This window comes from Salinarimonas soli (assembly GCF_008386575.1).
GTDB classification, from domain to species: Bacteria; Pseudomonadota; Alphaproteobacteria; order Rhizobiales; family Beijerinckiaceae; genus Salinarimonas_A; species Salinarimonas_A soli.
In genome coordinates this window covers 56,955-76,981 of the sequence record NZ_VUOA01000009.1, presented here as the reverse complement: position 1 = coordinate 76,981, position 20,027 = coordinate 56,955, and the positions used below count along the sequence as shown (strand labels likewise).

Below are 20,027 nucleotides of genomic sequence, written 5' to 3'. Positions count from 1 at the left end.
TGGTGAAAAGCGCCGTGGCGAACGCGACGACGACAATGTTCATGAACAGGAGCGGACCAACGGGCGGGGGCGGCCCGCTCGTGGGCTGCGTTACCATGCCGTATGTCATGCCGATGATCGCTGCGGCCTGTAGGGCTGCGATAAGCCACCAGGCGCCGCCGCGCCGCGTCGGCAGGGCTGGCGCCTCGGGTCGGCGGTATTGGGCCAGGAACGCGCTGTTGTCGATCCTGCGGCCCGTCACGCGGCCATGGACGGCGTTCCAGACCATCTTGACTGGGACGAGCGCCATCAAGGCCAGCCCTATCCCGACGAACCAAGTTTCCACCGTCGCCCCCACCGCTCGCATGAGGATCTTAGCGCAACCGGGCGCCCTCGTCAGTCCGGGGGAGTCCAGAGCATGACGACACCTCCTCGGGGCAAAGCATTTCCCAAAGGACGAGGTGGCAATCCGTCCGGCCGGCCCAAGGGTGCGCGCAACAAGGCGCTGGTCGCCCTCGACGCGCTTCTCGATGGCGAGGGCGAGGTGATCGTCAAGAAAGCTATCGAGCTAGCAAAAGACGGCGATACGGTTGCACTCCGCTTGTGCTTGGAACGGCTGATCCCTCCTCGCAAAGACCGCCCCGTTGCCTTCACGCTGCCGAAGCTGGAAACCCCCGCCGACGCCGTGAAAGCCTCTGCTGCGCTGCTGGAGGCCGTTGCCGGCGGGGATCTCACTCCGAGCGAGGCCGCCGAGCTGCAAAAGCTTGTGGACGGGTTCACGCAGGCCATTCACGTGCACGATATCGACGCGCGCCTGCGCCGGCTGGAGGGGGACCAGTGACCATCCGCACCCTGAGGCGCCTGGAGCGCATCGAGGACGGCACGCGCGGGGCTCAGGCCCGACCCGTGGTCCTCGACTACCCGCCTGACGACGGCGCCGATCGCGCGCACGCTGCGGCCGACGGGCGGCCCTCGATGCGACACGAGCCAATGTCGGAACGCGAATGGGTGGAGACCTTCTGTGGCCCTCAGGATCAACGATAAGCGCCTCGCCCGCCTGGAGGCGGTTCGGCACGGCGCCGGCCTGTTCTTCATGGCTTGGGACAATGCCGAGGCCCCTCCGGTCGGGCCTGGCGCCCTTGTGGTTCGGGCCCCGTGGCCCGGCCCAGGCGCCGCGCCTGCGTCCCGGTGGGTGGAGCCCCGCGGGCTTTCCCTGGCCGAGTTCGACGCCCTCACGCTGGAGGTGGAGCGGCGCGGCCTGCCGTTTCGCGCCGAGCGGACTAGCGATGCGGCACGGGCTCGGCTGGCGATGCTCTCCGACGAGGCGCTTGTGGCGCTCGCGTTCCGGGATGCCGTCGCATGAACCGGGCAACGCTCTCGCGCGTGGTGAAGCTGGAGCGCCGGCAGGGAGGGCGTCCGCTCGCCTTCTCGGCCGACGAGCTCGATGCGGTGCTCGCCGGCATGGAGGCCGACGTGACGGCTGCTCACGGCAGCCTAGAGGCGGCTGCTGCGGCTTGTGCCGAGGCTGGGGACGTGGAGGCGGCGCACCTTCTCGGCTGGTGGGCGCAGGAGCGGCGGGGCGGTGCGGACGTGGCGGCCTGGCAGCGTGTCGCGGCGCTCGTGCCATGAGCCGTCACGTCGGCTGATGCTAACAAATGCTAACATTCACGAGCATTGATCTGCCGCCTCCCGTCCCGGCTTTCAGCCCTAGACTCCTCGGGCGACAGAGGCGCCATGCCGGTCGCCCCGCTGTTAATACAGCGAAAATACAGCGAGACCTGCCCAACGCCGGCTCGTGGCGGGCGCGGGCTTCGCCGCGCTCATGACTGCCGTGATCGTCCTGGAGCGCCTGGAAAGGCGAATGCGGCGGACGGCGTGAGGCCGTGAAACAGAGTGGCCGCGCCGGTCAGCCTCGTACCCCTCCTGGTTGTCGAATAGATGCGTTATTCTCGCAATATGAGATGTAATGTCCGTTTTGGCTGTTTTGGCACGCCACTCCTATAGATAAAAATCGGCGTCTCTGGCGGGCTGTGAAACACGCCCGGGAGTGGCCGTTTTCAGGCCTCGGCGAGGTCCTGCCGGGGCGCACCGAACGCTTCGGATCGACCCTAGAACATCCGCATGATGAGGGGAGCCGCGACGACGAGCCCCAACCCGGCAAGGGCGAGGATCGCAGCGGCCTCGATGATCCGCCGCTTCATGCAATTTCAGTCGTGGGCAAGCCTCGCAGGCGCACGCCGGGTCTACCGTGGTTCAGGAACTCAACACCGACCTCTTCTAGGGCAGCTTGCACTTTCCGCACGGTGTCGAGGCCGCTCGTGAGGCCTTGTGGGCCCCTGGCCTCCATATTCCTGATCGTGTTCACGTTGACGCCCGCTCTATCGGCGAGGGCGTTCTGATCCATGCCGATAAGCGCGCGTGCTGCCTTGAGCTGGTTTCCGGTTGAAAGCACCGCCATTCCCTCGCTGAACTACCAGACTATTTTTCATACCTAGACGGCTGTTGACAAGCCCTAACCGGTTCGCTAGTTTCCATACCTATCGGACTAGGCAAGGGAACTAGCAAATGGCCCGCCCCACTTTCTCCCGCTCCGCCGTCATGAAGGCCGCGCACAGCCGCGTCGCCGCCTCCCGCGCCTTCCTCGCCAGCCTTGCCGCTAAGGGCTTCGCCGAGCCCGCACAGGCCCTCGCCCGCTTCGACTACCGGAAAGCGTTCGCCTCCGCTCTCGCCTTCGCCTGGGTTGCCGCCAAGCAGGAGGCCGAGCGCGCCGCCGACCCCATCCTCTTCGCTGCCGGTCAGCGCGCCTGGGCTCAGTGCGCCACCGACGGCCGTCTGGCCGCCTGATCCGGGGAGCGCACCATGGGCCTCACCAAAGCTCTCTACGCCGCCGCCTGGGACCGTGCCGAGCGCATCACCGATGCTGCCGACGACGCAATCCGCCTCCACCGCGTGAACCTCTCCACCCTCCTGCGCACCCTTGCCGCCATGAAGGCGCAGGGCTGCCGGTTCGGCATGGGCGAGCTTGAGGCCGCCATCGAGGACACCCGCAAGCTCCTCGCCCGGGTGGAGGGCTGACCGTGGAGGCCTTCACCTACCTCGCTACTGCCCGGCAGGCCCGCCTCATGGCCCTGGCCTGCCCGGTGCTCGCTCCCACCCACAAGGCGCGCGCCCGGTTCTGGCTCGCCCTCGCTCGTCAACTCCCGCCCGTGAGGCTCCCGTGATCCGCGCTCTCTCCTTCGCCTTCGAGGTCGCCACCGGCCTCGCCCTCGTCATCGGCGGCGCTTGGCTCGTCGGCGCCGCCTCCGTCCTCTGACACCTCGCAACGTCCCTTCGGCGCTACGTCGCTAGCGCCATACGAAAGATGCAAGCTATGGCTCTCCGTCTCCCCCGTTTCGATCGCAGCCACCGCCGTACCCTCCGCGAGCGCATGGAGGCCGCGAAGGCCGCCACCGCGCGCATCCTGCATTTCCCCCGCGCGGCTATCGTCCCGGCGCCCGTGGACCTTCCCGGCTTCGGGGACGGTGAGGGGGACACCCACCCCGACGCGGCTCTCCTCGCCCTCGGGCGTGTGTATGAGGCGCACGAGCGCAAATGCCGGAAGGCCAGCGACATGGCCCGGGAAGCCTGCGAACGGGTGCATGCCGCGCTCGTCGTGCCAGAGGCCTTGCGGCCGCGTGAGAACGATGTGGCGCTCGGCCTGCCGAAGGTCACCTCGGACCGGTATGATGCCGGGTTGGTGCGAAAGCTTCGGGCTAGCCCTCGCACGCGGGATGTGCGCACGCCTATAACCGACCTGAACCGCGGTAACCTCCCCCATGACGCTCACACTCGTGTCGGTCGTGAGCCCTGGCCCGAGGCCCAGGCCCGCGTTGACGAGATCGTTGCCGCGTCGGAACAGTACGAGGCTGATAAGTGCCGCCTGGAGGACGCTCTTGGCCTGACGCAGGCCGAGACCCTATCCAATGACCTCGAGGACGAGGCCACGGCGCTGCGGGCCGCTATCTCCGCGCTTCAAGCCAGCACGCTCGACGGCCTGTTGGTGAAGGCCCGTGCCGTGGTGCACATCTACGGCGGCGCGGCTGACGAGTATGTGGAAGCGGTCCGCACGATCCTGGGTGTCGGCTCGCCGGGTGGCGACATGGGCCTGACCCACGCCATCCTCCGCGATCTCGTGCGGCTGGCAGAGCGGGCCGGCCTGCAGCCCGAGCGGCCTGCCGTCGAGACGCATAACGCGATCTGGGCGGGCCTCGCTGCAGCTCCCAAGCCTGATCCGATCTTTGCGGCCATTGAGGCGCACAAGGCGGCGGAACGGGAGTGGCTTGCTGCGGTCGCGATCTCGTCCCCGCTTCGCGAGGAGACCCCGGACGGCAAGGTCGCCCACGCCCGGACCAACAACCTGAACGACGCGGAAAAGGACGCGCTCTGGGAGATGGTCTCGACGGCACCGACGACGCTTGCCGGCCTCACGGCGCTCCTGGCCTACCTGCCGACCACTCAGTACGTGAGCGAGCACAACTTCGATGGTGACGAGCTGAACGCGTTCCTCAAGACGCTGAACACCTCGGTTGCCTCCATCCGGCAGGAGGTATGACGATGGCTCCTGTTCCTGCCCTGCCCGACCTGCGCGCCCTGCCTCTGATGGACAGCCTTCTGCCCGGTCACGCGCTGCACCTGATCACGGACGGGGCCTCGTGGCCTCACCTCTGCCCCGGGGAGTTCGCCGTCATCGACACGGCCGATCGGGTGCCGGCGGTCGGGGAGCTGTTCGTCATCGAGTGGTCGAGCGGGCGCCGGGAGGTTGTGGAGACCTATCTCCTGCGCCGCTCGCCTCGGGCTGACGGCTCGATCCCTTGGGCGGTGGCGCCGTTCAACCGGCCGCGATCGCTGGCGGAGCTCGCCGAGTGGCGGGAGGCTGGGCGTCCTATGGTGACGAGCGAGGGGCCGTTTAGGCCTGAGCGCTTGTCGGAGAAGCTAGTGGGCCGGGTGGCCGGGATCTTCGCTCCAGCCTTCGACCCTTCGCTCAAGCGCGTCGGCCCGGAAGCCGAATGACGCAGTTCTCGGTCCGGCTCGGCTCAACCCCTTGAACCGCGCTCGGTCACAGGCAAGAGCCCCTTTGGGCTGTCTTACTCGCCGATCCCACTACGGCGCTTCCGCGGAGGCCGCCAGTTCAGCGCAAGAAGGTTACTCTAATGAGACAACCGCAGAGTGCTTTCTGCAGCTTTCATTTGGGCCAGATCGTCTGCCCTCGTGGCGAGCTTCGCGCTGCCTCCCACTTCAATCTGACGCACCACGAGCTTGTCTTGCGCTCCGCTCAGGGTCGTCGACCCATTGCCCCAGATCCGCAGCATCTGACGGGGCAGGTAAATCGACCCTGTAGTCTCAATCTCCAGCGTGGCCAGATCACCGTCGCCACTCAGCTCGGACGTCACGCTGGGGCCTGTAGGATCCGACGCGATCACAAGACCCGCGAGCGGCCCTGAGGTCATCGGCGATAGCTTGATCCGCCCTTTGCCGGTCCACGCCAGAGACGAGGTCCCCATCAGCAGAAACGACACGCCCGAGCCACTCACATTTGCGCTGCCATCAATCGTGAACACACCATCCTTGATCACGTAAATTCCGGGCTGGAACGTCGCGGTGCCGGCGATCCGAATGCTCCCGCAGTAGACACCCGGCTGGAATGTCGCTGTTGCACCTCCGGTCACGCTCTGAGCGGGGTATTGGCATGTCGTGCTGATCGAGCTGATGTCGAGGCTGGCAAACGGGTCCGAGTAGCTCTGGCAGCCCGTCTGCGCAGAGGGGGGGCTGCTTCCACTCGCACCACCGACCGCGCAAATCCTGCGTGCGACAACGGACTTGCCCCGGAAGCTCACGGACGTGCTGCTGGTGGCATTGGACCAGACGGTGCACTTGGGCGCTTCAAGTGAGCTGGCGCCTGAGGTCGCGATACCGGTGGGCTGGCCGACTGCCAGGGCCAGAATGCAGGCTGAGCTGACATCGGCATAGGTGGCGGTCGCGGTCACAGCCACCACCTGGGTGGGCCGCCCAAGAACGCCGCCGAATGCGAGGACCTGATCAGAGGTGACGTCAACACGAACCGTGCGGCTGGTGAGCGAAGGCGTAATCACCTTCTGGGCACCGCTCGCGAGGCCCTGAACAACACCTGCAGCGTCCAGCACGGCGGCCTGCTCCCGCTGGCTATTGGTCCACCCCGCACTAAGGGCAAGCGCCCGTGCCCCTGCCAGGGCGGCCGCATCGGCGGTTCTCTGGAGTTCAGTACGCTTGCGGGATAAGGACGTGTAGTCCACCGCAGCAGCCCCGGCGGTCACCATCACGAGGCTAGCCAAGCCGAATATGATGGCCGTGGCGCCCGCCTGATCGGAGGCGAATGCCTGAAACCGCTTGGGTGCGGCAGGCTGCAGGAGAGAGCGGATATGTGTGCCGTTCTTCATGATCAGACCCCGTTGACGCAACGGAACCTGTGTCGCGAAATCCTGCCAATTTGTGAATTCATTCGATGAAAGTGACGCACTCAACTTGCAAATCTAAGCAATATGTCTGGCGGCAGTGCGAGTGAGGCAGGGGACACGGAATTCCCCCAATGGGGTGGAGCGTTCCGCTCAGAATGGAGCAATTCTCTGGTCACCATGACGTAAGATGTGCCCTGCCGGCACGGCTCTGTAGTAAGGCGGCACAGGTGATTGTAGCCGTCTGCTCCCAGCGACGCAGACACTGTATTGCCCAGCCGGCCCAATCGCGCGTTGACACTTCGCGCGCACCGATGCCGATAGAAAGGCATGTTGTGATGCCTACTGCGCCTCCACCGAGGCTGCCCGGAGCGGTTTGGGCGATCACCTGTGCCTGTCGCGGCAAGGGTTTGTTAACCCGTTCGCGTGACGCTGTGTCTATGAGCAACGTCGTCCCGTTCAGGCGCCCTGTGCCAAAGCCCTCCTTTGATTCGTCCCCGACCGATCAGCTTCTTGCGAGAATGCGTCGGATCGGCGAGGCGGCCGACGCAACGTTATTCGAGGCAGCACGCCTGCTCGAGCACCTCGCACGGCAGGCACACGTACGCTCGCTTTGGGTCAACGCTGATCTGGGTGACGAGCAATCGACAGGGCTCGGAGGCTCAGGTCGGCGAAGTTCATCCTGCGCAGGCCCGTGAGTTTGGGGCAGCCCCGGGCGGTGCATTAACGTCTGTTCGGGTCACTATTGTTCTCTCTGAACGACAGCATCAGTATCGAGACACACCGGGCGTGCTTCTCTGGCGGTCATGAAGACCGAGAGCGCTTGTCGGTTCTTGAAATAGCACTCGCAGCTTTCCGCTTCGAGCCGGGTACGGTCCGTGATCGTGATGCATGCGCGACTGTATCGGATCGCTTTCACCTCCTGGAGCGCTACGCAGACTTCGCTGACCGTTTGGCGACGAAGGCTGACGGCCTCTGCCAGCGTGTCCTGGCGAAGGTAAAATGTCTCTCCCTCCACTCGGTCGTGCACCTTGAGGAGCCAACTGGAGCACCTCTGACGAGCCGAGTGCACACTGTTGCACGCGGTGTTCTGAAGAGACTGCGCGAGCATGGCTTTCAGGTACGACAGAAGGGCCGCATTCGCCTCCTCGGAGCCCTCTAGCAGCGCATTGAGCCGCTCAATGCGAACACGCCAGGCGGTCCCAGCGACCGCAACATGAGACCGTGCCAGAGCTCTTGATTGCCCCATCAAGGCCGCCCACCCGACAAGACCCTCGTTGCCGATGGTCGCCACCTCGGCACGACACCCATCATCAAGTACATTGACCAGGGAGATGACGCCGGTCAGTGGGAAGATCGCATGGGTGAGGAGATCGCCGCGGTCGTACAGAACTTCATCTACGACGAGATCAAGCAGCTCGCATTCGCTTGCAATCGAGGCAAGTGCTCCGTCAGAAAGGAGCGCCAGGACACGATTGCTCCGGAATTTTAGGAGCGCGGCGGCGGTCAGCATTACCGGATGTCCTGGTTGTTGTTCCTGCAACCGCGGCTGCGCTCATCGGCGGCGAAGCCGGATTCCTTGAGGACCAGCGGACGCTTTCACCGGCCTCGCCACTCCGGGTAGAGTATAAGAAAGCGTTACAATAATCCATGTTACTTTGGTCTGCAAGGGTTGAATTGCCGCCCGCCTCGCGCGACAGGGGAGTTTTGAGGCGCTTGCTTTACGTCGAGAGTAAGTCCCCGTTGTTCCTCTCAAAGGTTAAGCTTCACTGACCTGTTCTTAACCACTCGTAAGGAAATCATGTGCACGCTACCCGACATATTGCCTCGGGGGTAGGGCCATGCTGCAGTCTCTTTCGATCCGTGCCAAACTGATCGGCGCCTTCGCCATCCTGATCGCACTGATGTGCGGCCTCGGCCTGCTCAGCATCCATGGTCTTCGAGGCCTGAACGAGGTGAAGACCGAAATCAGCGGTACCAGCCTCCCGGGTGTACGCTGGGCGGGGGCCCTGGACGGCTTTCAGAAGAGCTACCGCCTCGCCATGCTCCGACACGTGTTGAACACGGATCCTAGCGCTAGGCGGGCGATTGAGGATCGCATGGCCGAAGTACTGACCGAGCTCGAGAAGGCGCAGCGAGCGGTCGAGCGCCTGGCCGCCTCCCCGGAGGAGCGCTCCGTCTACGACGAGTTTGTCCGCAGCTGGCAGAGCTTTCTCGTTGAGAGCAGGATCGTGATCGAACTCTCGCGCAAGAACCAGACGGAGCAGGCGCGAGATCACAACATGGCCAAGGCCTTGCCCTTTGCGCAACGGGTGGACGCGTCTCTCGCGCGCTTGGTGGAGATCAACAACCACGACGCCGAGGCGGCAACTCAGAAGGGCGAAGGCGTCTTCGCCTCGACACAGACATTGGTGATCACAGCGCTTGCGGCAACCGCTCTCATGAGTGCTGCCATGGCCTATCTCATCGTCCGCAGCGTCGCCTCCGGCATCGCGTCCGTGGTTGGGCCGATGCAGGCGTTGGCTGGCGGAAACCTCAAGGTCGACGTTCCTCATCAGGGCCAAAAGACCGAGATCGGGACGATTGCGGCGGTCGTGCAGATCTTCAAGGAGGCGCTGATCGAGCGCCGTCAACTGGAAGAGGCGGCGAAAGCCAAGGAGCTGGGCGACGCCGCGGAGAAGCGCCGCCTGATGAACGAGTTGGCCCAGAGTTTCCAGGCGAAGGTCGGCGGGCTTGTCGAGCACCTCTCGGCCGCGGCGAACGAGATGGAAGCGACAGCTCGGTCGATGTCGTCCACGGCCGAGCAGACGAACCAGCAATCCCGGATCGTTGCGGCGAACGCGGAGGAGACGGCGGCGAATGTTCAGGCTGTGGCGACGGCCACGGAGGAACTCGCGTCGTCAGCGAGTGAAGTGGGTGGGCAGGTCTCTCAGACGGCCAAGGCGGCATCGCGGGCCATGGACGACGCGCGGCGCACCAATCAGACCGTCCAGACGCTCGCAGCGGGTGCCCAGAAGATCGGCGACGTCGTGAAGCTCATCAGCGACATCGCTGGCCAGACCAATCTGTTGGCGCTCAACGCGACGATTGAGGCGGCCCGCGCCGGCGAGGCGGGCAAGGGCTTCGCGGTGGTCGCGGCGGAGGTGAAGACGCTAGCCGACCAGACCGCCAAGGCCACCAACGAGATCTCGGCGCAGATTAGCCAGATCCAAGGAGCGACGAGCGAGGCGGTTGAAGCGATCAGGAGCATCGGTTCGGCCATCGAGAGCATGCACACCATGGCCGTGAGCGTGGCGGCTGCGGTGGAGCAGCAGCAGGCTGCCACGCAGGAGATCGCCCGCAACGTCTCGCGGGCGGCGCAGGGTACAGAGGGCGTGACGCAGAACATCGGCCAGGTGCAGCAGGCCGCGTCGCAAGCTGGCAATGCCGCCGCGCAGGTCCTTTCGGCCGCCGGGGAGCTATCCCGCAACGCCGCTGATCTAAACCGCGAGGTCTCCGGCTTTCTAGGCGGGATCCGGGCTGCGTGACGGTGAGCACTCAGTTCCTTCCCATGTCACCCCCGCCTAGATCTGGCGATGTGGAGCGCGATCCCATGTTCTTGCTGTACGAGCACCTCAGTGCGCAGGCCGACGACCTTCTGGCCGCACGCGGCCGCTTGGACGAGATGAGCCGGGCGGTCGAGCGGGCCGCCGAGGTAAGTGAGGACATGCGGCTGGGACTTCAGGCGTCCGGTGCGACACCACTGCTGCGAAGTCCGGCAGAGGCCGCGTTTACAACGCTTCGGCAGGACTATGCCCGCTTGCATCAGTGGCTCGATGCTGCCGCCGTCGAGCTCGCGGAAGCAATGCGCTGCATCGTAATCACGCAAGCCGACGAGACCGGACGCTCGTTGCCTCCTATGACGCCATCAACGCGTGACTGAAAGCAGCCGGAAGACTCTTCTTTTTCCCGGATCAGGAACGCATCATGACAAAGCACGCCGTCATTCCAATAGATGAGGAGTCGATTGAGGCTGGCTGTTCTTCGGTGACCTCGCTCGAGCACCTTTCTGCCGCCCTGATCCAGGATCTCGGGACCGCCCGTTGCCGGCTCGCCGACACGCTTTCCGCGGTCAAGGCTGCAGCAGCGACGGCGGCTGTCCTTGGGCGTGAGCTTGCGGCGGCTAGAGCGGTTTCCACTCAGAGCTGCGATCATGAGGGTGCTCTCGCCAACTTGCGAGGTGATCAGGCGCGCGCTAGCCAGATGATCAATGCTGCGCTGTTGAACGTGCTCGGAGCGGAGCACCTCTTGGCGTTCAAGTCGGATGACGAGGTCCTGCTCTCCTCCCGGCCGTGAGAGCACGATCAAGTTGCGTCCGCACTTTGATGCCGCCACTCCGGCGGCTTGGTTGTCCGCGCCATCGTCAACGCAATGCTTTCGCGGCGCATCCGAGATCGCGTTGTTCAGGGCCATCTTTTCACGCGAGTAACCCGGCGTTCACACTCTCGAGCGCTACTGGCGGTGAAGGCCTCGTTGCGTATCAGGCCCTGAGCCCCGCCGCGTCCCGGCCTTCGCGGTGGGGCTTCCTATTTCAGCGTATCAACATACGCGATGGAACCACCTTCTCACACCTCGCTGGCGCCGAGGTCTCCAACTGGTCTGAGGAGTGGCGTCATGAGTGCGAGGTGGCCGCCGTGCTCGCCATGAGCCCAACGCAGCGCAAGTCGTTCTTCGAGGGCAAAACCATGGAGGACGGGCGCAAGGAGCGTGGGGTGGTCGACATCCGGGGCGCCGACGCGGCCGAGAAGATCAGGCAGGACATGTACCGCCTTGAGGAGCTGCGGCGGGCGCCGAAGCGGTGAGCCCCGATCACGGCAGGTGCGAGGTCAATCGAGCACCTGAAATTGCCGCGTCGGCATGCGGCAGCTCGCGACCCTTGAGCGTTATCTTGGCCTCACTGTCCTGGCGATCTGGAGACGCGTGTTGGAGAAGCTGAACGACTATCGGGGGCATGCGCGGGAGTGCAGGCGACTTGCCACTTTGACGAGCCGGGAGGACCACCGGGCTGCGCTCATCCAGATGGCCGAGACCTGGGAACAGCTCGCTATCGAGCGTGAGCCGAAGGTGAAAGCCGACGAGCCGACGTTAAGCGCCGATGGGCTCAGCGCTGAGAGCAACAACTGAACTCTCAGCGCGCTTCCCCGCTTCCCAGGCACGAGAAAGGGCGTGTCGCGCGCCATCGTCTGGTGTGAGCCGGAAGGGGTGAACTGCCATGGTCGAACAGTCGACGGTGGCCCGCGTTGACGCCGAACGATTGCGTATGAAGACAGAGGGCGGATTTGCGGGGAATGGGTAGGGCGGCAGTGAAGCCAGATCAGCGTACGAACGCCACACTGAGCGCGGTCCTGACCGGGGCTGCCCTCCTCCTGCTCGCATTCGTCATCGCGGGTGGCTTTGCGCCGTTCGCGCCAGCGCCGTGAGTGGCCGCCAGATGGATCGACAACGATGGAAACGCCTTTGTACCGCGTCAAACGGCTGGCCCCTGGCAGCTACGACCTAGAGCTCGGAGACGAGGTGATCGGCAGCGTGGTCCGCTCCGGCCAGGATAACCATGCGAGGTGGCACGCTGAGCTTCTCGCGTCCGATGCGACCCGGCCCCCGCCATTCACCGAGGACGAGCACGAGTTCCGGACCCTTGAGGAACTGGTTGAGTGGCTCGGTAACGCTGAGCTGAGCCCGAGGGGTCGGGGCGACGCGCGGTGACCGCAGGTGTTGTGCCGGCAGCAGGTCAAGCGACGACTAGCTTCACGACGCTCTGCCCCGCTGGCGCGTTGACAAATTCTCGAATGGTTTCAATCAGAACATGGGGCAAATAGGGCTTTGCCAGGAAGCGTGCGCCATTAGGCAGGGGCCCGTCTGGGCAGCGTGCCGACGTGACGATGATCGGTAGGCCCGGCCATTGCGTGTGAACGACGTGGGCGAGTTGAAGCCCATCGATCGAGCCCGGCATGGTGATGTCGGTGAACAGCACGCGCACATCCCGTCGCGCCCGCAGTATGGTCAGAGCCTCGTCGGCGTTCGTCGCCCCGACGACCTTGAAGCCTCCGTCGTCAGTCAGCAGTTCGGTCGTGAACACGCGCACGAGGGTTTCGTCCTCGACCAGGAGGACGACCACATTCTGATTGTCCGACATAGACCGTCTCCTCGACCGGCGCAGTCGGGAGCCGTGTGCTCAGGGCTGGGCTGTGGATCGCCGGGCAGCAGGCGGCGAAAGATCACCATAGTCGAGTAAATGACATATGCGAACCGTGGAATTACGGATGCCGCTCCGGCAGCTCGCCTTTCCCCTGGTCACCCACGCCGCTGTCTGGGCTCGGGCCGCAGCGCCGAAACCGCGTCAAGGATCAGGTGGTGATGGCAGGGCTTCGCGATCCAAGTCGCCTGCGCGAACTCGGGTGCCCGGTGTGTGCTGTCTGCGCCCGAGTAGACGATGAACGGCACACCGCGCTTCTTCAATTCATGGGCCAGCTCGATGCATGGTCCGTCACTCAGCTTTACGTCAAGAATCGCGATGTTGGGCGTCGAGGTCTTCAACCACGCAGTCGCTGCCGAACAGCTCGCAAACGGACCAGCGACGGTGTAGCCGACGTTGGTGAGATCCTCCTCAAGAGTGATCCCAACCATCAAGTTGTCTTCGGCCAAAAGGACGAGACAACTATCGCCTAGATTTGGGTTGGACATTAGGTTGCCCCAGGCGCTGGAAAATATCCGGGCGGGACAACCGTTGAAGCGCCAAGAAGCCGATGAGGAGCGTCGTCCTCAAGAGTGACTTTGACTATGTCATGGAATGTAGGTGCGCCCTAATTGATTCGGTCCGATCTGCGGATGGTGCCCCCTACTTCGCCATCCAAAAAGCGATGTGTGGGTGCGGTAGGGCAACCATGGTGGACATCCCTTTGCGCCCTACCAGGGTGTGGGTGTCATGCACACACCTCGAAGGTATGGCCGTCGTGGCCACACCCCAGGCTGTTGTCTTCATGGCAGCACCCCCACCCGTCCCGAATAAACGACTGCGAAAAACTGCGGGAAGGGCCTAGGGGGACGACACCCGTAGGCGGAGTGCCATGGAGCGCGGTTGGGATGAACTCAGCCACATTCCCCTAGGCGTGGCCCGTGACACCCGCCTAGACTCGCGCATGGAGGACAGCCCATGGCGATCCGGTTCCGGACATACATTCTCGATGACAGTGGGCGGCTCAAGCGCGTGCCGCGTCGGATCTCCGAAGGGCTGGTGTTCGGAGATGATGCCATTCCCGAGTACGCGGGCACGCGCCAGAGAGTCATAGAGGTCGTCGTCGAAAACGAGGACGGCCGACCCGCTCGGATCCTTGATGCGAAGGGGTGCTTCTGGACGTTCGACCACAGGGGATGCATCGATAAAGACCTCGAGAAGTCCGCTTGGGCCGCGATGCAGTTCGCCTTCGAAGGTGAGAAAGGATCGCGTGGGAAGATTGTCGACCTGCGCCCAGAGTTGAAGCGTAAGGCGTTCCAGAACGAGCACCGATGGGAAGTGAGCTCTGAGGATCTCGACCGCGTCGCCGCCGACCTCTGGCCCAACCTGGTCGACTCACCGGAGGTGACAGTCGTGAAGGGCAAGGCTCCTCGCAGACCCGCCCTGAGCCACGACGCGCGAGATGCCATCCGGGAGATCATGGGCAAGATCAGCGACATCGGCAGCTCCCTGGAGGATCTGTCCGAGCACGCACTTAAGGGACTGGCTTTTGAGGCTCGCAGGCTTGCAACGGCGTATCCCATCGAGGGCGGGCCCATATGGGCCGTTGTTGCCGGTGAAGCTGACCGGTATCGCGAGATCAAAGCGCGGCGTAGGACCGGACGAGGCCGCTGGTACGCCTGTCTGACGCTCTTCATGGAGGAAGAGGACAAGCACGTGATTAGGGAGATCGACTGCATCGAGGTGCTTTGCACGACACGCGAGGAGGCAGTCGAGGCAGTCCGTAAGCTCTTGGTCGAGAACGCGCACAGGGTCAGCGACAAGATCAGGATCGAGACTGACGTGTTCAGCGAACTGGAGCACGTGCCACGCGATCTCGATGACCGATTGAGCGATCATGATCAGAGCGGGCAAAGCGAAGCGCTGTAACGGCCTTTGATCGCGTGAGCGGATCCGAGATGGTCGCGTCCAGGGAGGCCACACCTATTGTGGGGTTCACGCGAACCAAGGGGGGCAGCACCATTGCCATCTGCCTTGGCCTTAGCAGATTAGCAGCTTTAGCAAGTGGGACGGGCTGAGGCTTCTCCGCCCTCCAGCCGTGTGTTACCGTGTCGGTGGACGTACGGCGTAAGATGCGGCTCGTCCACCGTGGGCAGAGTCGCCGACTGCCATCACCCTTTGTGCAACAGGAACTGTTGGCATGCGCATCCGTGCATGGCGTCGGTTCGAGCGCAGGCTGATGGCTACTCTTCGCATCGCGAACGAGCTCGCCCGACTCGCGCTCCTACTACGTCTTCTTCTCTGACACACCGCGCTCCGCAGAGGGGCGGGATAACTGCCCCTCTGCATCGGCGGGCTTGTGCTTTGCTACCGTTCGTAGTGCGCTATCAAAGCGCTCCTCTGATTCGTCGCAGCCCAGCTCGCGCAAGGCATCGATGAACCGTTTGGACTTCTCCCCGGGCTTCTCTGGCGGCTTTCTCGTCCGATCATGCACTTTGTCTACATTGATGACTCGAAAGGCGAGCGGCAGGCTTGCTTCTCGGCGATCTGCTTTCCTGCACTCCACTGGCAAGAGGCACTGGACCACATGCTTGGGGTGCGTCGCCAACTGAACAAGTCAGACGGAATCTATATGACGAAGGAGATGCACGCGACGGAATGGTTGGGTGGGCGTGGCCGCATTGCCCCGACATTCATCCCTATGGGCGCGCGCGCCCGCCTCTTTGATTTCACGCTCACAGGTATCACAAGGATACCCGGGGTTCAGATCTTCAACGGGTACGCACACAAGAAGAAGGAAGAAAAGCTTTTCGAGTATCTGATGAATAGAATACAAAAGAATATGGAAAACGCTGGTAGCCAAGCGCTTATATTCAGCGACGAAGGAAAGAGTTACGACTCAATGCTTCGCAAGCTTAGGCGCGTCAACTACATACCTTCACGATATGGCGCGCCCCGGAATGTGCCACTTACTCGGATTGTCGAGGACATCGTTTACAAAAAATCAGAAGCCTCTTACTTCATTCAAGCTGCTGATCTGGCAGCTTTCTCTTTGCTGCGTTTCAAGCACCCGACTGAGAAGCTCACAAAATATGGGGTCGATAAATCATTCCTCCTGTTAGAGCGCGCCATGGTGAAGGACGCGAATAGGAAGGACCGTTTCGGAATTGTCTATGCATGATGAGGCCCCGGGTCGCGAAACCCGGGGCCTAGGCAATGCCGCTTACCAACCTGCGCTGGCGCGAGCGCTGCAAGCTCAATATAGGCGCCGCAGTGCCTACTGTCAAGTCTTCAGCCCATCAACGCGCCGCGCCGATGTTGGTTCCCCGGTATTTTAGACGATTGCCAATCACGGCGCGAAGCGCTTTCCAAGTACGCTACACATCCTCAACACCGAGCGCAGAACGATTGTTATAGCGAAAATCAATGCAGCCAAGTAACGATGCAGGCGCTGCTTGCCGTAGTGCTGTTACGCACCCTCCATGCCGCGCTCGATTTCTAGGCGCCGCCGACTGAGGCCTCCTCAAATTTCCGGGCCCGTCTGCGCAGATGCTGGACGCGCTTTGACCCACCCATGGTCACAGCTCCAACCCCAACAACTCCTTCGCCTTCTGCTTGGCAAGGGCCTTGGCGACCCCCACCACCACGTCGAGGCTCCAAGCCCCAACCTTGGAAAGTCGCCCCTTCGTTTCCCGCCAGATCTCGGGGTCTCTGACAGCGTCGAGGAACTCATGGCCGTTCCAGGTGAGGCGCCGAAACAGGAACGTCCCGTCCGCACCAAACCCGCTCCCCTGAACTTCAACGAGCCCAGCTTCGGCAATGAGCTCGAGGTGATAGAGGACCTGCTCAACCGTGTAGCCTTCTACGGCAAGCTCCTCGTCACCGTAGGGGAACGAGACCAGCCCGAGCGGCGGGACGTTCAGATCCTCCAGCTTGATCAGGAGGGCCCTGATGAGATCCTTGTCGCGCTTCATGCGGGCTGCGTCCTATGATGTCCCATCGAGTCTACCCCAGACCCGTTTATAGCTTCACCCGTGAGTTTTACAGGGACGGAGGAAGCCCCGTCAGGAGCCAGCGGTGACATCAGATCTCGACCGACTGAATATGAGCGCCATGGCTTCAATGGAGCGAATGGCCGAAATTCAGCACCTGAAGGCGAACCCGGCAGGGTATTTGTTTGACCGCCTACGGGAGCGGATCAAGCTGTTTCGCCTCCAATTGTCGGACGACTGCGACATCGGAATTATCGCAGGTGGGGGAGGGGGCGCCTTCTACGTCGAGGAGGTGTCATTTTCCAATCCGGATATGCTCATCTTCCGGGGCCTCGACGCAGACGGCTACGCGATCGAGCTGATGCAGCATCACAGCCAACTGAGCGTCACCCTCACGGCCCTACCGAAGCGAGGAGATAGGCCTGCAACAGTCGGCTTTCTCGTGAACGGAAAACCCGAGTGAGGACGCGGAACGGGTTCAAGAAGGTTCAGCGACTCCAGCGCCAAGCCCGCAAGGTCGAGGATGCCCGGGCCGTCGTCGCGTCCAAGGCGGTGGGCTATGTCCGCGTCTCGTCTGAGGAGCAGGCGGCTTCCGAGTTCGGGCTCACCACGTATGGGTCGCGTTCCCGCTCGGCACGTTGGAGGCGTTGCGAGACAACAATAGGGGAGGGGCGGTCCGTAGCCCTTCGCCACGAGCTGCACCAAGGGCCAGTCCGTCGAGCTCTATGACCTGTGCGGGGCCTACTACGTCGACCTGTGGACACCGCTGGGGGCGAAGTGAGCGCGTTCAGCGTGCGGCCTCTTAGTCTGTATCCCGACCGAGGTTCACCCTCTCGCACGTTCATACGGCCGCCGATATGCTCCCCGCACATCAAGGAGCGCGTTCATGGCAACCGAGTCGCGAGAGCTTTACGCCAGCCCGAACGGTGACCGGTGGTACCTCGCCCGCCAACTCACGTCTCATCAGGTCTACGTTCTGCATGTTCCAAACGCCGCGTCTGGCGGCGGGAGGGCCCACATCGAGGTAGCAGCGTTCCTTGCGCGCTCAGGCCATACGCCGGAGCAGCAGGCGCTCCTGAGGCTGATCGGCATTCTGGTCGAAGGGCGCAACGAGGCTGATTGAGGCCAGGGCCGCCCATAGGATCAGATCACAACCATAGTAGGGGGAGGCCTGGCGCTGGATAGGTCGGAGCGCCATCGAGGCGTCTAGAGCGTTCTTTCATCCGATCTCCACACATCATCGGCCGCTTGGCCCCAAAAAAGTCTCTGCCCATGTGCTCGCTGGTCATCCATCATCGGAATGACGCAGACGCATGTCATAAGCGGACAAGCTGATTCCGGCCTAGACCCACGGCTTCAACGATTTTCTGTAGCTTAGGACGTGAGTATGCAAACCAGCCTCTCCCGAGAGATCGGTCCACCGTCGAGCGAGGTTCGACCCGAGGACGCCGTGAGGGCTGCCGTGGCGCAAGCGGAGCCCGGGACGCTGGTCCTGGTCAATTTCGATGAGACCCTATGGCTGCGCAACTCCACAGAGGAGTACCTCAGGGCACTGCGCCCGCGCCTTCTTGCCGTGCTCATCCTCGGGATCATCGACCTGCTCCGGCCATGGCTCATGATGCACGGCGCCGACAAGCGCCGTCTCCACCGCGATTGGATCCGCGTCGCAACGACCAGCATCCTATTGCCCTGGAGCTTGCTGCTTTGGCGCTCCGCGGCCCGGACGCGTGCTGCTGCCTTGGCGAACCGGACGCTCGTTGCGGCGCTTGCGACGAGAGCCGATCTCGACATCCAGGTTGTGACGCTCGGCTTCGACCGCCTCGTCAATCCGCTGTTGCGGAGGATCCTGCCAACAGCACGGTTGGGCGCCTGTGACCGGCTCTGGTCCGTGCAGCGCGCCCGGGATGGCGGCAAGTTCAACGCCACCCAGGCGTCGGTCGGACCCGAGCGCATCAGCCGTGCCATCGTCATCACGAACAGCGAGGAAGATGCTCCTCTCCTTTCAGCTTGCGCCCAGCCGTTTCTGATCCGATGGCCAGAGGCTCGCTTCAAACCGGCCTTCTCCCACTCATACCTCCCCTTCGCCTATACGGAACTCGGCAAGCGGGCAGGCCAGCGCTACATCCTGCGCCATGTCGTGCTCGAAGACGTGGCGCTGCTGTGCATCGCGTCGGCCTGGCTCATGCCGCACCCGCTACCTGGCGCGATCAGCCTTCTCATCCTCCATCTTTGCTTCTGGCTTGTGTACGAGATCGGCTATGCCGAGAACGATCTTGTCTCGACCAAGTACGAGGCGAAACCGAACCTACCTCCGACGGCGGCTGAGCAGGGCAAGCGCATGCATGCTGGCATGGCCTGGCTGACGGCCCTGCTCGCCTCCGCGCCGGCGATCCTGCTCCTCATCGTCGAGAACAGATCAGCCCTGCCGCTCGTGTCCGATATTGAGAGCGTGCCACTCGCCTTCATGGCTGCATTCGCCATCTGGAGCGCATACCTGCTGGCGTCGCGGGCCGCATACTGGGTCTACAACAGGGTTGCTACGCAGCCACGGACGTATCTGTATCCTGTGCTCCAGATATTTCGCACCGTCGGCTATGGCGTGCTTGTGCCCTTGAACCTCCTCGGTGTGCAGCTGCTGCTCGCTCACGCTCTGGTCCGATGGGTCCCCTATCTGAACTACCGCTATGTCGGTCACCACTGGCCCGGCCCGGTGCGCCTGCTCACTCTGGCAGTGTTCTTGATCTTCTGCGTGGGCGGTTTTGCTCTGGAGGGGTGGAGCTTCTTCGGTTCACAGTTCGTCGCGGCGGTGGCTTGGCTTTCTTTTCGAGCGCACGAGCCGCTTCGCATTTTCGTCGGGAAGTTCCGCTTCGACGCTCGTCAGGCGGGCAATGCCTAGAACCATTGGTCAGTCGAGGTGACCCCGAGATAGACGAGCACGACGGCAACGACCCAGATCGCTGAGCCATAACGTCTGTCCCAGTCCGTGCCGCGGCGGACACCCATCCAAGCGCCCCATATGAACAGGCTGAGCCCAAGAGCGATCCAGAGCATACGGATACCCTCGCGGGTGACCTTCCGTTCTTCGATTAGCACGACACGCTTCCGAGAGCCACTTGGGGAGCGCTCGTTAGGTGCGAGAGATCGCGGCAAGCGCTTCTATCGATGCCCGTCGCCAGCCTCCCACACTTAGTAGTTTCGCAGGGGGGAAGCATGTCAGCGCGACGTGCCCCCGACCGCGCGCTCACCTGAAAATACAGGTGAAATACAGGTGGATGGTGCATGTGCCAGCCGTTTAGATCTCCCCGTGTGGGGCGTCTGTGAAACCCTGGCGGCACCCGTGCCTCGCGCCGACCCATGGTGACGAGCGAAGACCTCCTC

Annotated in this window: 23 protein-coding genes; 18 read left to right on the top strand and 5 right to left on the bottom strand. The window is 63.2% G+C overall.

Features of this window, described 5'->3' with window-relative positions:
* The first annotated feature begins 397 nt into the window (after positions 1-397).
* The 8 genes from F0L46_RS04955 to F0L46_RS04920 all read left to right on the top strand — a co-directional run bounded on the left by F0L46_RS04955 (position 398) and on the right by F0L46_RS04920 (position 5,028).
* A complete protein-coding gene (locus F0L46_RS04955) occupies positions 398-820 on the top strand; it encodes a DUF5681 domain-containing protein (protein WP_149815930.1) in 423 nt (140 codons plus the stop codon).
* A gap of 180 nt (positions 821-1,000) precedes the next feature.
* Positions 1,001-1,342: a hypothetical protein gene (locus F0L46_RS04950; protein ID WP_149815929.1), complete on the top strand. Its 342-nt coding sequence runs from the start codon at positions 1,001-1,003 to the stop codon at positions 1,340-1,342.
* Complete coding sequence (locus tag F0L46_RS04945) at positions 1,339-1,608, top strand: hypothetical protein (protein ID WP_149815928.1); 270 nt, start codon at positions 1,339-1,341, stop codon at positions 1,606-1,608. The genes F0L46_RS04950 and F0L46_RS04945 overlap by 4 nt, the downstream gene beginning before the upstream one ends.
* Positions 1,609-2,544: 936 nt before the next feature.
* Positions 2,545-2,823: a hypothetical protein gene (locus F0L46_RS04935; RefSeq protein ID WP_149815927.1), complete on the top strand. Its 279-nt coding sequence runs from the start codon at positions 2,545-2,547 to the stop codon at positions 2,821-2,823.
* 15 nt (positions 2,824-2,838) lie between these two features.
* Complete coding sequence (locus tag F0L46_RS04930) at positions 2,839-3,054, top strand: hypothetical protein (RefSeq protein ID WP_149815926.1); 216 nt, start codon at positions 2,839-2,841, stop codon at positions 3,052-3,054.
* A 2-nt stretch (positions 3,055-3,056) separates the two neighbouring features.
* Positions 3,057-3,200, top strand: a complete 144-nt coding sequence (locus F0L46_RS26040) for a hypothetical protein (protein ID WP_188311861.1) — start codon at positions 3,057-3,059, stop codon at positions 3,198-3,200.
* Positions 3,201-3,349: 149 nt separating this feature from the next.
* Positions 3,350-4,570 (top strand): hypothetical protein, encoded by a 1,221-nt coding sequence (locus F0L46_RS04925; protein WP_149815925.1) that lies wholly within the window; start codon positions 3,350-3,352, stop codon positions 4,568-4,570.
* Positions 4,571-4,572: 2 nt separating this feature from the next.
* The gene (locus tag F0L46_RS04920) at positions 4,573-5,028 is read left to right on the top strand and encodes a hypothetical protein (protein ID WP_149815924.1); all 456 of its coding nucleotides are present in this window, start codon (positions 4,573-4,575) and stop codon (positions 5,026-5,028) included.
* Positions 5,029-5,165: 137 nt separating this feature from the next.
* Here F0L46_RS04920 and F0L46_RS04915 read toward each other — a convergent pair whose 3' ends face one another.
* Both F0L46_RS04915 and F0L46_RS04910 read right to left on the bottom strand, forming a co-directional pair.
* Positions 5,166-6,431 carry a TadE/TadG family type IV pilus assembly protein gene (locus F0L46_RS04915; RefSeq protein WP_149815923.1) on the bottom strand — a complete coding sequence of 422 codons (1,266 nt, stop codon included), beginning with the start codon at positions 6,429-6,431 and terminating at the stop codon, positions 5,166-5,168.
* 757 nt (positions 6,432-7,188) lie between these two features.
* A complete protein-coding gene (locus F0L46_RS04910; protein WP_149815922.1) occupies positions 7,189-7,959 on the bottom strand; it encodes a Crp/Fnr family transcriptional regulator in 771 nt (256 codons plus the stop codon).
* 328 nt (positions 7,960-8,287) lie between these two features.
* On the opposite strand from F0L46_RS04910, the gene F0L46_RS04905 reads away from it, so the two are divergent.
* From F0L46_RS04905 to F0L46_RS04885, 5 genes are all read left to right on the top strand, one after another.
* The gene (locus F0L46_RS04905; protein WP_149815921.1) at positions 8,288-9,973 is read left to right on the top strand and encodes a methyl-accepting chemotaxis protein; all 1,686 of its coding nucleotides are present in this window, start codon (positions 8,288-8,290) and stop codon (positions 9,971-9,973) included.
* 65 nt (positions 9,974-10,038) lie between these two features.
* Positions 10,039-10,368: a hypothetical protein gene (locus F0L46_RS04900; RefSeq protein ID WP_149815920.1), complete on the top strand. Its 330-nt coding sequence runs from the start codon at positions 10,039-10,041 to the stop codon at positions 10,366-10,368.
* Positions 10,369-10,412: 44 nt separating this feature from the next.
* Positions 10,413-10,781 carry a hypothetical protein gene (locus tag F0L46_RS04895; RefSeq protein WP_149815919.1) on the top strand — a complete coding sequence of 123 codons (369 nt, stop codon included), beginning with the start codon at positions 10,413-10,415 and terminating at the stop codon, positions 10,779-10,781.
* A 29-nt stretch (positions 10,782-10,810) separates the two neighbouring features.
* On the top strand, positions 10,811-11,287 hold the full coding sequence (locus tag F0L46_RS27580; RefSeq protein WP_149815918.1) for a DUF7696 family protein: 477 nt from the start codon (positions 10,811-10,813) through the stop codon (positions 11,285-11,287).
* Positions 11,288-11,408: 121 nt separating this feature from the next.
* Positions 11,409-11,609 carry a hypothetical protein gene (locus tag F0L46_RS04885; RefSeq protein ID WP_149815917.1) on the top strand — a complete coding sequence of 67 codons (201 nt, stop codon included), beginning with the start codon at positions 11,409-11,411 and terminating at the stop codon, positions 11,607-11,609.
* A 604-nt stretch (positions 11,610-12,213) separates the two neighbouring features.
* Here F0L46_RS04885 and F0L46_RS04875 read toward each other — a convergent pair.
* Positions 12,214-12,618: a response regulator gene (locus tag F0L46_RS04875; RefSeq protein ID WP_149815915.1), complete on the bottom strand. Its 405-nt coding sequence runs from the start codon at positions 12,616-12,618 to the stop codon at positions 12,214-12,216.
* A 158-nt stretch (positions 12,619-12,776) separates the two neighbouring features.
* Positions 12,777-13,127 carry a response regulator gene (locus tag F0L46_RS04870; RefSeq protein ID WP_240539871.1) on the bottom strand — a complete coding sequence of 117 codons (351 nt, stop codon included), beginning with the start codon at positions 13,125-13,127 and terminating at the stop codon, positions 12,777-12,779.
* A 508-nt stretch (positions 13,128-13,635) separates the two neighbouring features.
* Here F0L46_RS04870 and F0L46_RS04865 point away from each other — a divergent pair.
* Positions 13,636-14,586: a hypothetical protein gene (locus tag F0L46_RS04865; protein WP_149815913.1), complete on the top strand. Its 951-nt coding sequence runs from the start codon at positions 13,636-13,638 to the stop codon at positions 14,584-14,586.
* Positions 14,587-15,145: 559 nt separating this feature from the next.
* Positions 15,146-15,838 carry a DUF3800 domain-containing protein gene (locus tag F0L46_RS04855; protein WP_188311859.1) on the top strand — a complete coding sequence of 231 codons (693 nt, stop codon included), beginning with the start codon at positions 15,146-15,148 and terminating at the stop codon, positions 15,836-15,838.
* Between the two features lie 397 nt (positions 15,839-16,235).
* On the opposite strand, the gene F0L46_RS04850 is transcribed toward F0L46_RS04855, so the two are convergent.
* Entirely contained in the window at positions 16,236-16,631 is a 396-nt protein-coding gene (locus F0L46_RS04850) for a DUF2513 domain-containing protein (protein ID WP_149815910.1), read from the bottom strand.
* 103 nt (positions 16,632-16,734) lie between these two features.
* Here F0L46_RS04850 and F0L46_RS04845 point away from each other — a divergent pair, with 103 nt between their 5' ends.
* The 3 genes from F0L46_RS04845 to F0L46_RS04835 all read left to right on the top strand — a co-directional run bounded on the left by F0L46_RS04845 (position 16,735) and on the right by F0L46_RS04835 (position 19,545).
* Positions 16,735-17,112 (top strand): hypothetical protein, encoded by a 378-nt coding sequence (locus F0L46_RS04845; RefSeq protein WP_149815909.1) that lies wholly within the window; start codon positions 16,735-16,737, stop codon positions 17,110-17,112.
* 423 nt (positions 17,113-17,535) lie between these two features.
* Positions 17,536-17,772, top strand: coding sequence for a hypothetical protein (locus F0L46_RS04840; RefSeq protein WP_149815908.1), 237 nt, complete (start codon positions 17,536-17,538; stop codon positions 17,770-17,772).
* A 264-nt stretch (positions 17,773-18,036) separates the two neighbouring features.
* Positions 18,037-19,545 (top strand): hypothetical protein, encoded by a 1,509-nt coding sequence (locus tag F0L46_RS04835; protein ID WP_149815907.1) that lies wholly within the window; start codon positions 18,037-18,039, stop codon positions 19,543-19,545.
* The last annotated feature ends 482 nt before the right edge of the window (positions 19,546-20,027 follow it).

Coding starts and splice junctions, on each gene's coding strand:
- F0L46_RS04925 (WP_149815925.1), top strand. CDS start 3,350: ATGGCTCTCCGTCTCCCCCGTTTCGATCGCAGCCACCGCCGTACCCTC.
- F0L46_RS04915 (WP_149815923.1), bottom strand. CDS start 6,431: ATGAAGAACGGCACACATATCCGCTCTCTCCTGCAGCCTGCCGCACCC.
- F0L46_RS04855 (WP_188311859.1), top strand. CDS start 15,146: ATGCACTTTGTCTACATTGATGACTCGAAAGGCGAGCGGCAGGCTTGC.
- F0L46_RS04865 (WP_149815913.1), top strand. CDS start 13,636: ATGGCGATCCGGTTCCGGACATACATTCTCGATGACAGTGGGCGGCTC.
- F0L46_RS04835 (WP_149815907.1), top strand. CDS start 18,037: ATGCAAACCAGCCTCTCCCGAGAGATCGGTCCACCGTCGAGCGAGGTT.
- F0L46_RS27580 (WP_149815918.1), top strand. CDS start 10,811: ATGCCGCCACTCCGGCGGCTTGGTTGTCCGCGCCATCGTCAACGCAAT.
- F0L46_RS04910 (WP_149815922.1), bottom strand. CDS start 7,959: ATGCTGACCGCCGCCGCGCTCCTAAAATTCCGGAGCAATCGTGTCCTG.
- F0L46_RS04930 (WP_149815926.1), top strand. CDS start 2,839: ATGGGCCTCACCAAAGCTCTCTACGCCGCCGCCTGGGACCGTGCCGAG.
- F0L46_RS04935 (WP_149815927.1), top strand. CDS start 2,545: ATGGCCCGCCCCACTTTCTCCCGCTCCGCCGTCATGAAGGCCGCGCAC.
- F0L46_RS04920 (WP_149815924.1), top strand. CDS start 4,573: ATGGCTCCTGTTCCTGCCCTGCCCGACCTGCGCGCCCTGCCTCTGATG.
- F0L46_RS04900 (WP_149815920.1), top strand. CDS start 10,039: ATGTTCTTGCTGTACGAGCACCTCAGTGCGCAGGCCGACGACCTTCTG.
- F0L46_RS04875 (WP_149815915.1), bottom strand. CDS start 12,618: ATGTCGGACAATCAGAATGTGGTCGTCCTCCTGGTCGAGGACGAAACC.
- F0L46_RS04905 (WP_149815921.1), top strand. CDS start 8,288: ATGCTGCAGTCTCTTTCGATCCGTGCCAAACTGATCGGCGCCTTCGCC.
- F0L46_RS04840 (WP_149815908.1), top strand. CDS start 17,536: ATGGCAACCGAGTCGCGAGAGCTTTACGCCAGCCCGAACGGTGACCGG.
- F0L46_RS04850 (WP_149815910.1), bottom strand. CDS start 16,631: ATGAAGCGCGACAAGGATCTCATCAGGGCCCTCCTGATCAAGCTGGAG.
- F0L46_RS04945 (WP_149815928.1), top strand. CDS start 1,339: ATGAACCGGGCAACGCTCTCGCGCGTGGTGAAGCTGGAGCGCCGGCAG.
- F0L46_RS04955 (WP_149815930.1), top strand. CDS start 398: ATGACGACACCTCCTCGGGGCAAAGCATTTCCCAAAGGACGAGGTGGC.
- F0L46_RS04895 (WP_149815919.1), top strand. CDS start 10,413: ATGACAAAGCACGCCGTCATTCCAATAGATGAGGAGTCGATTGAGGCT.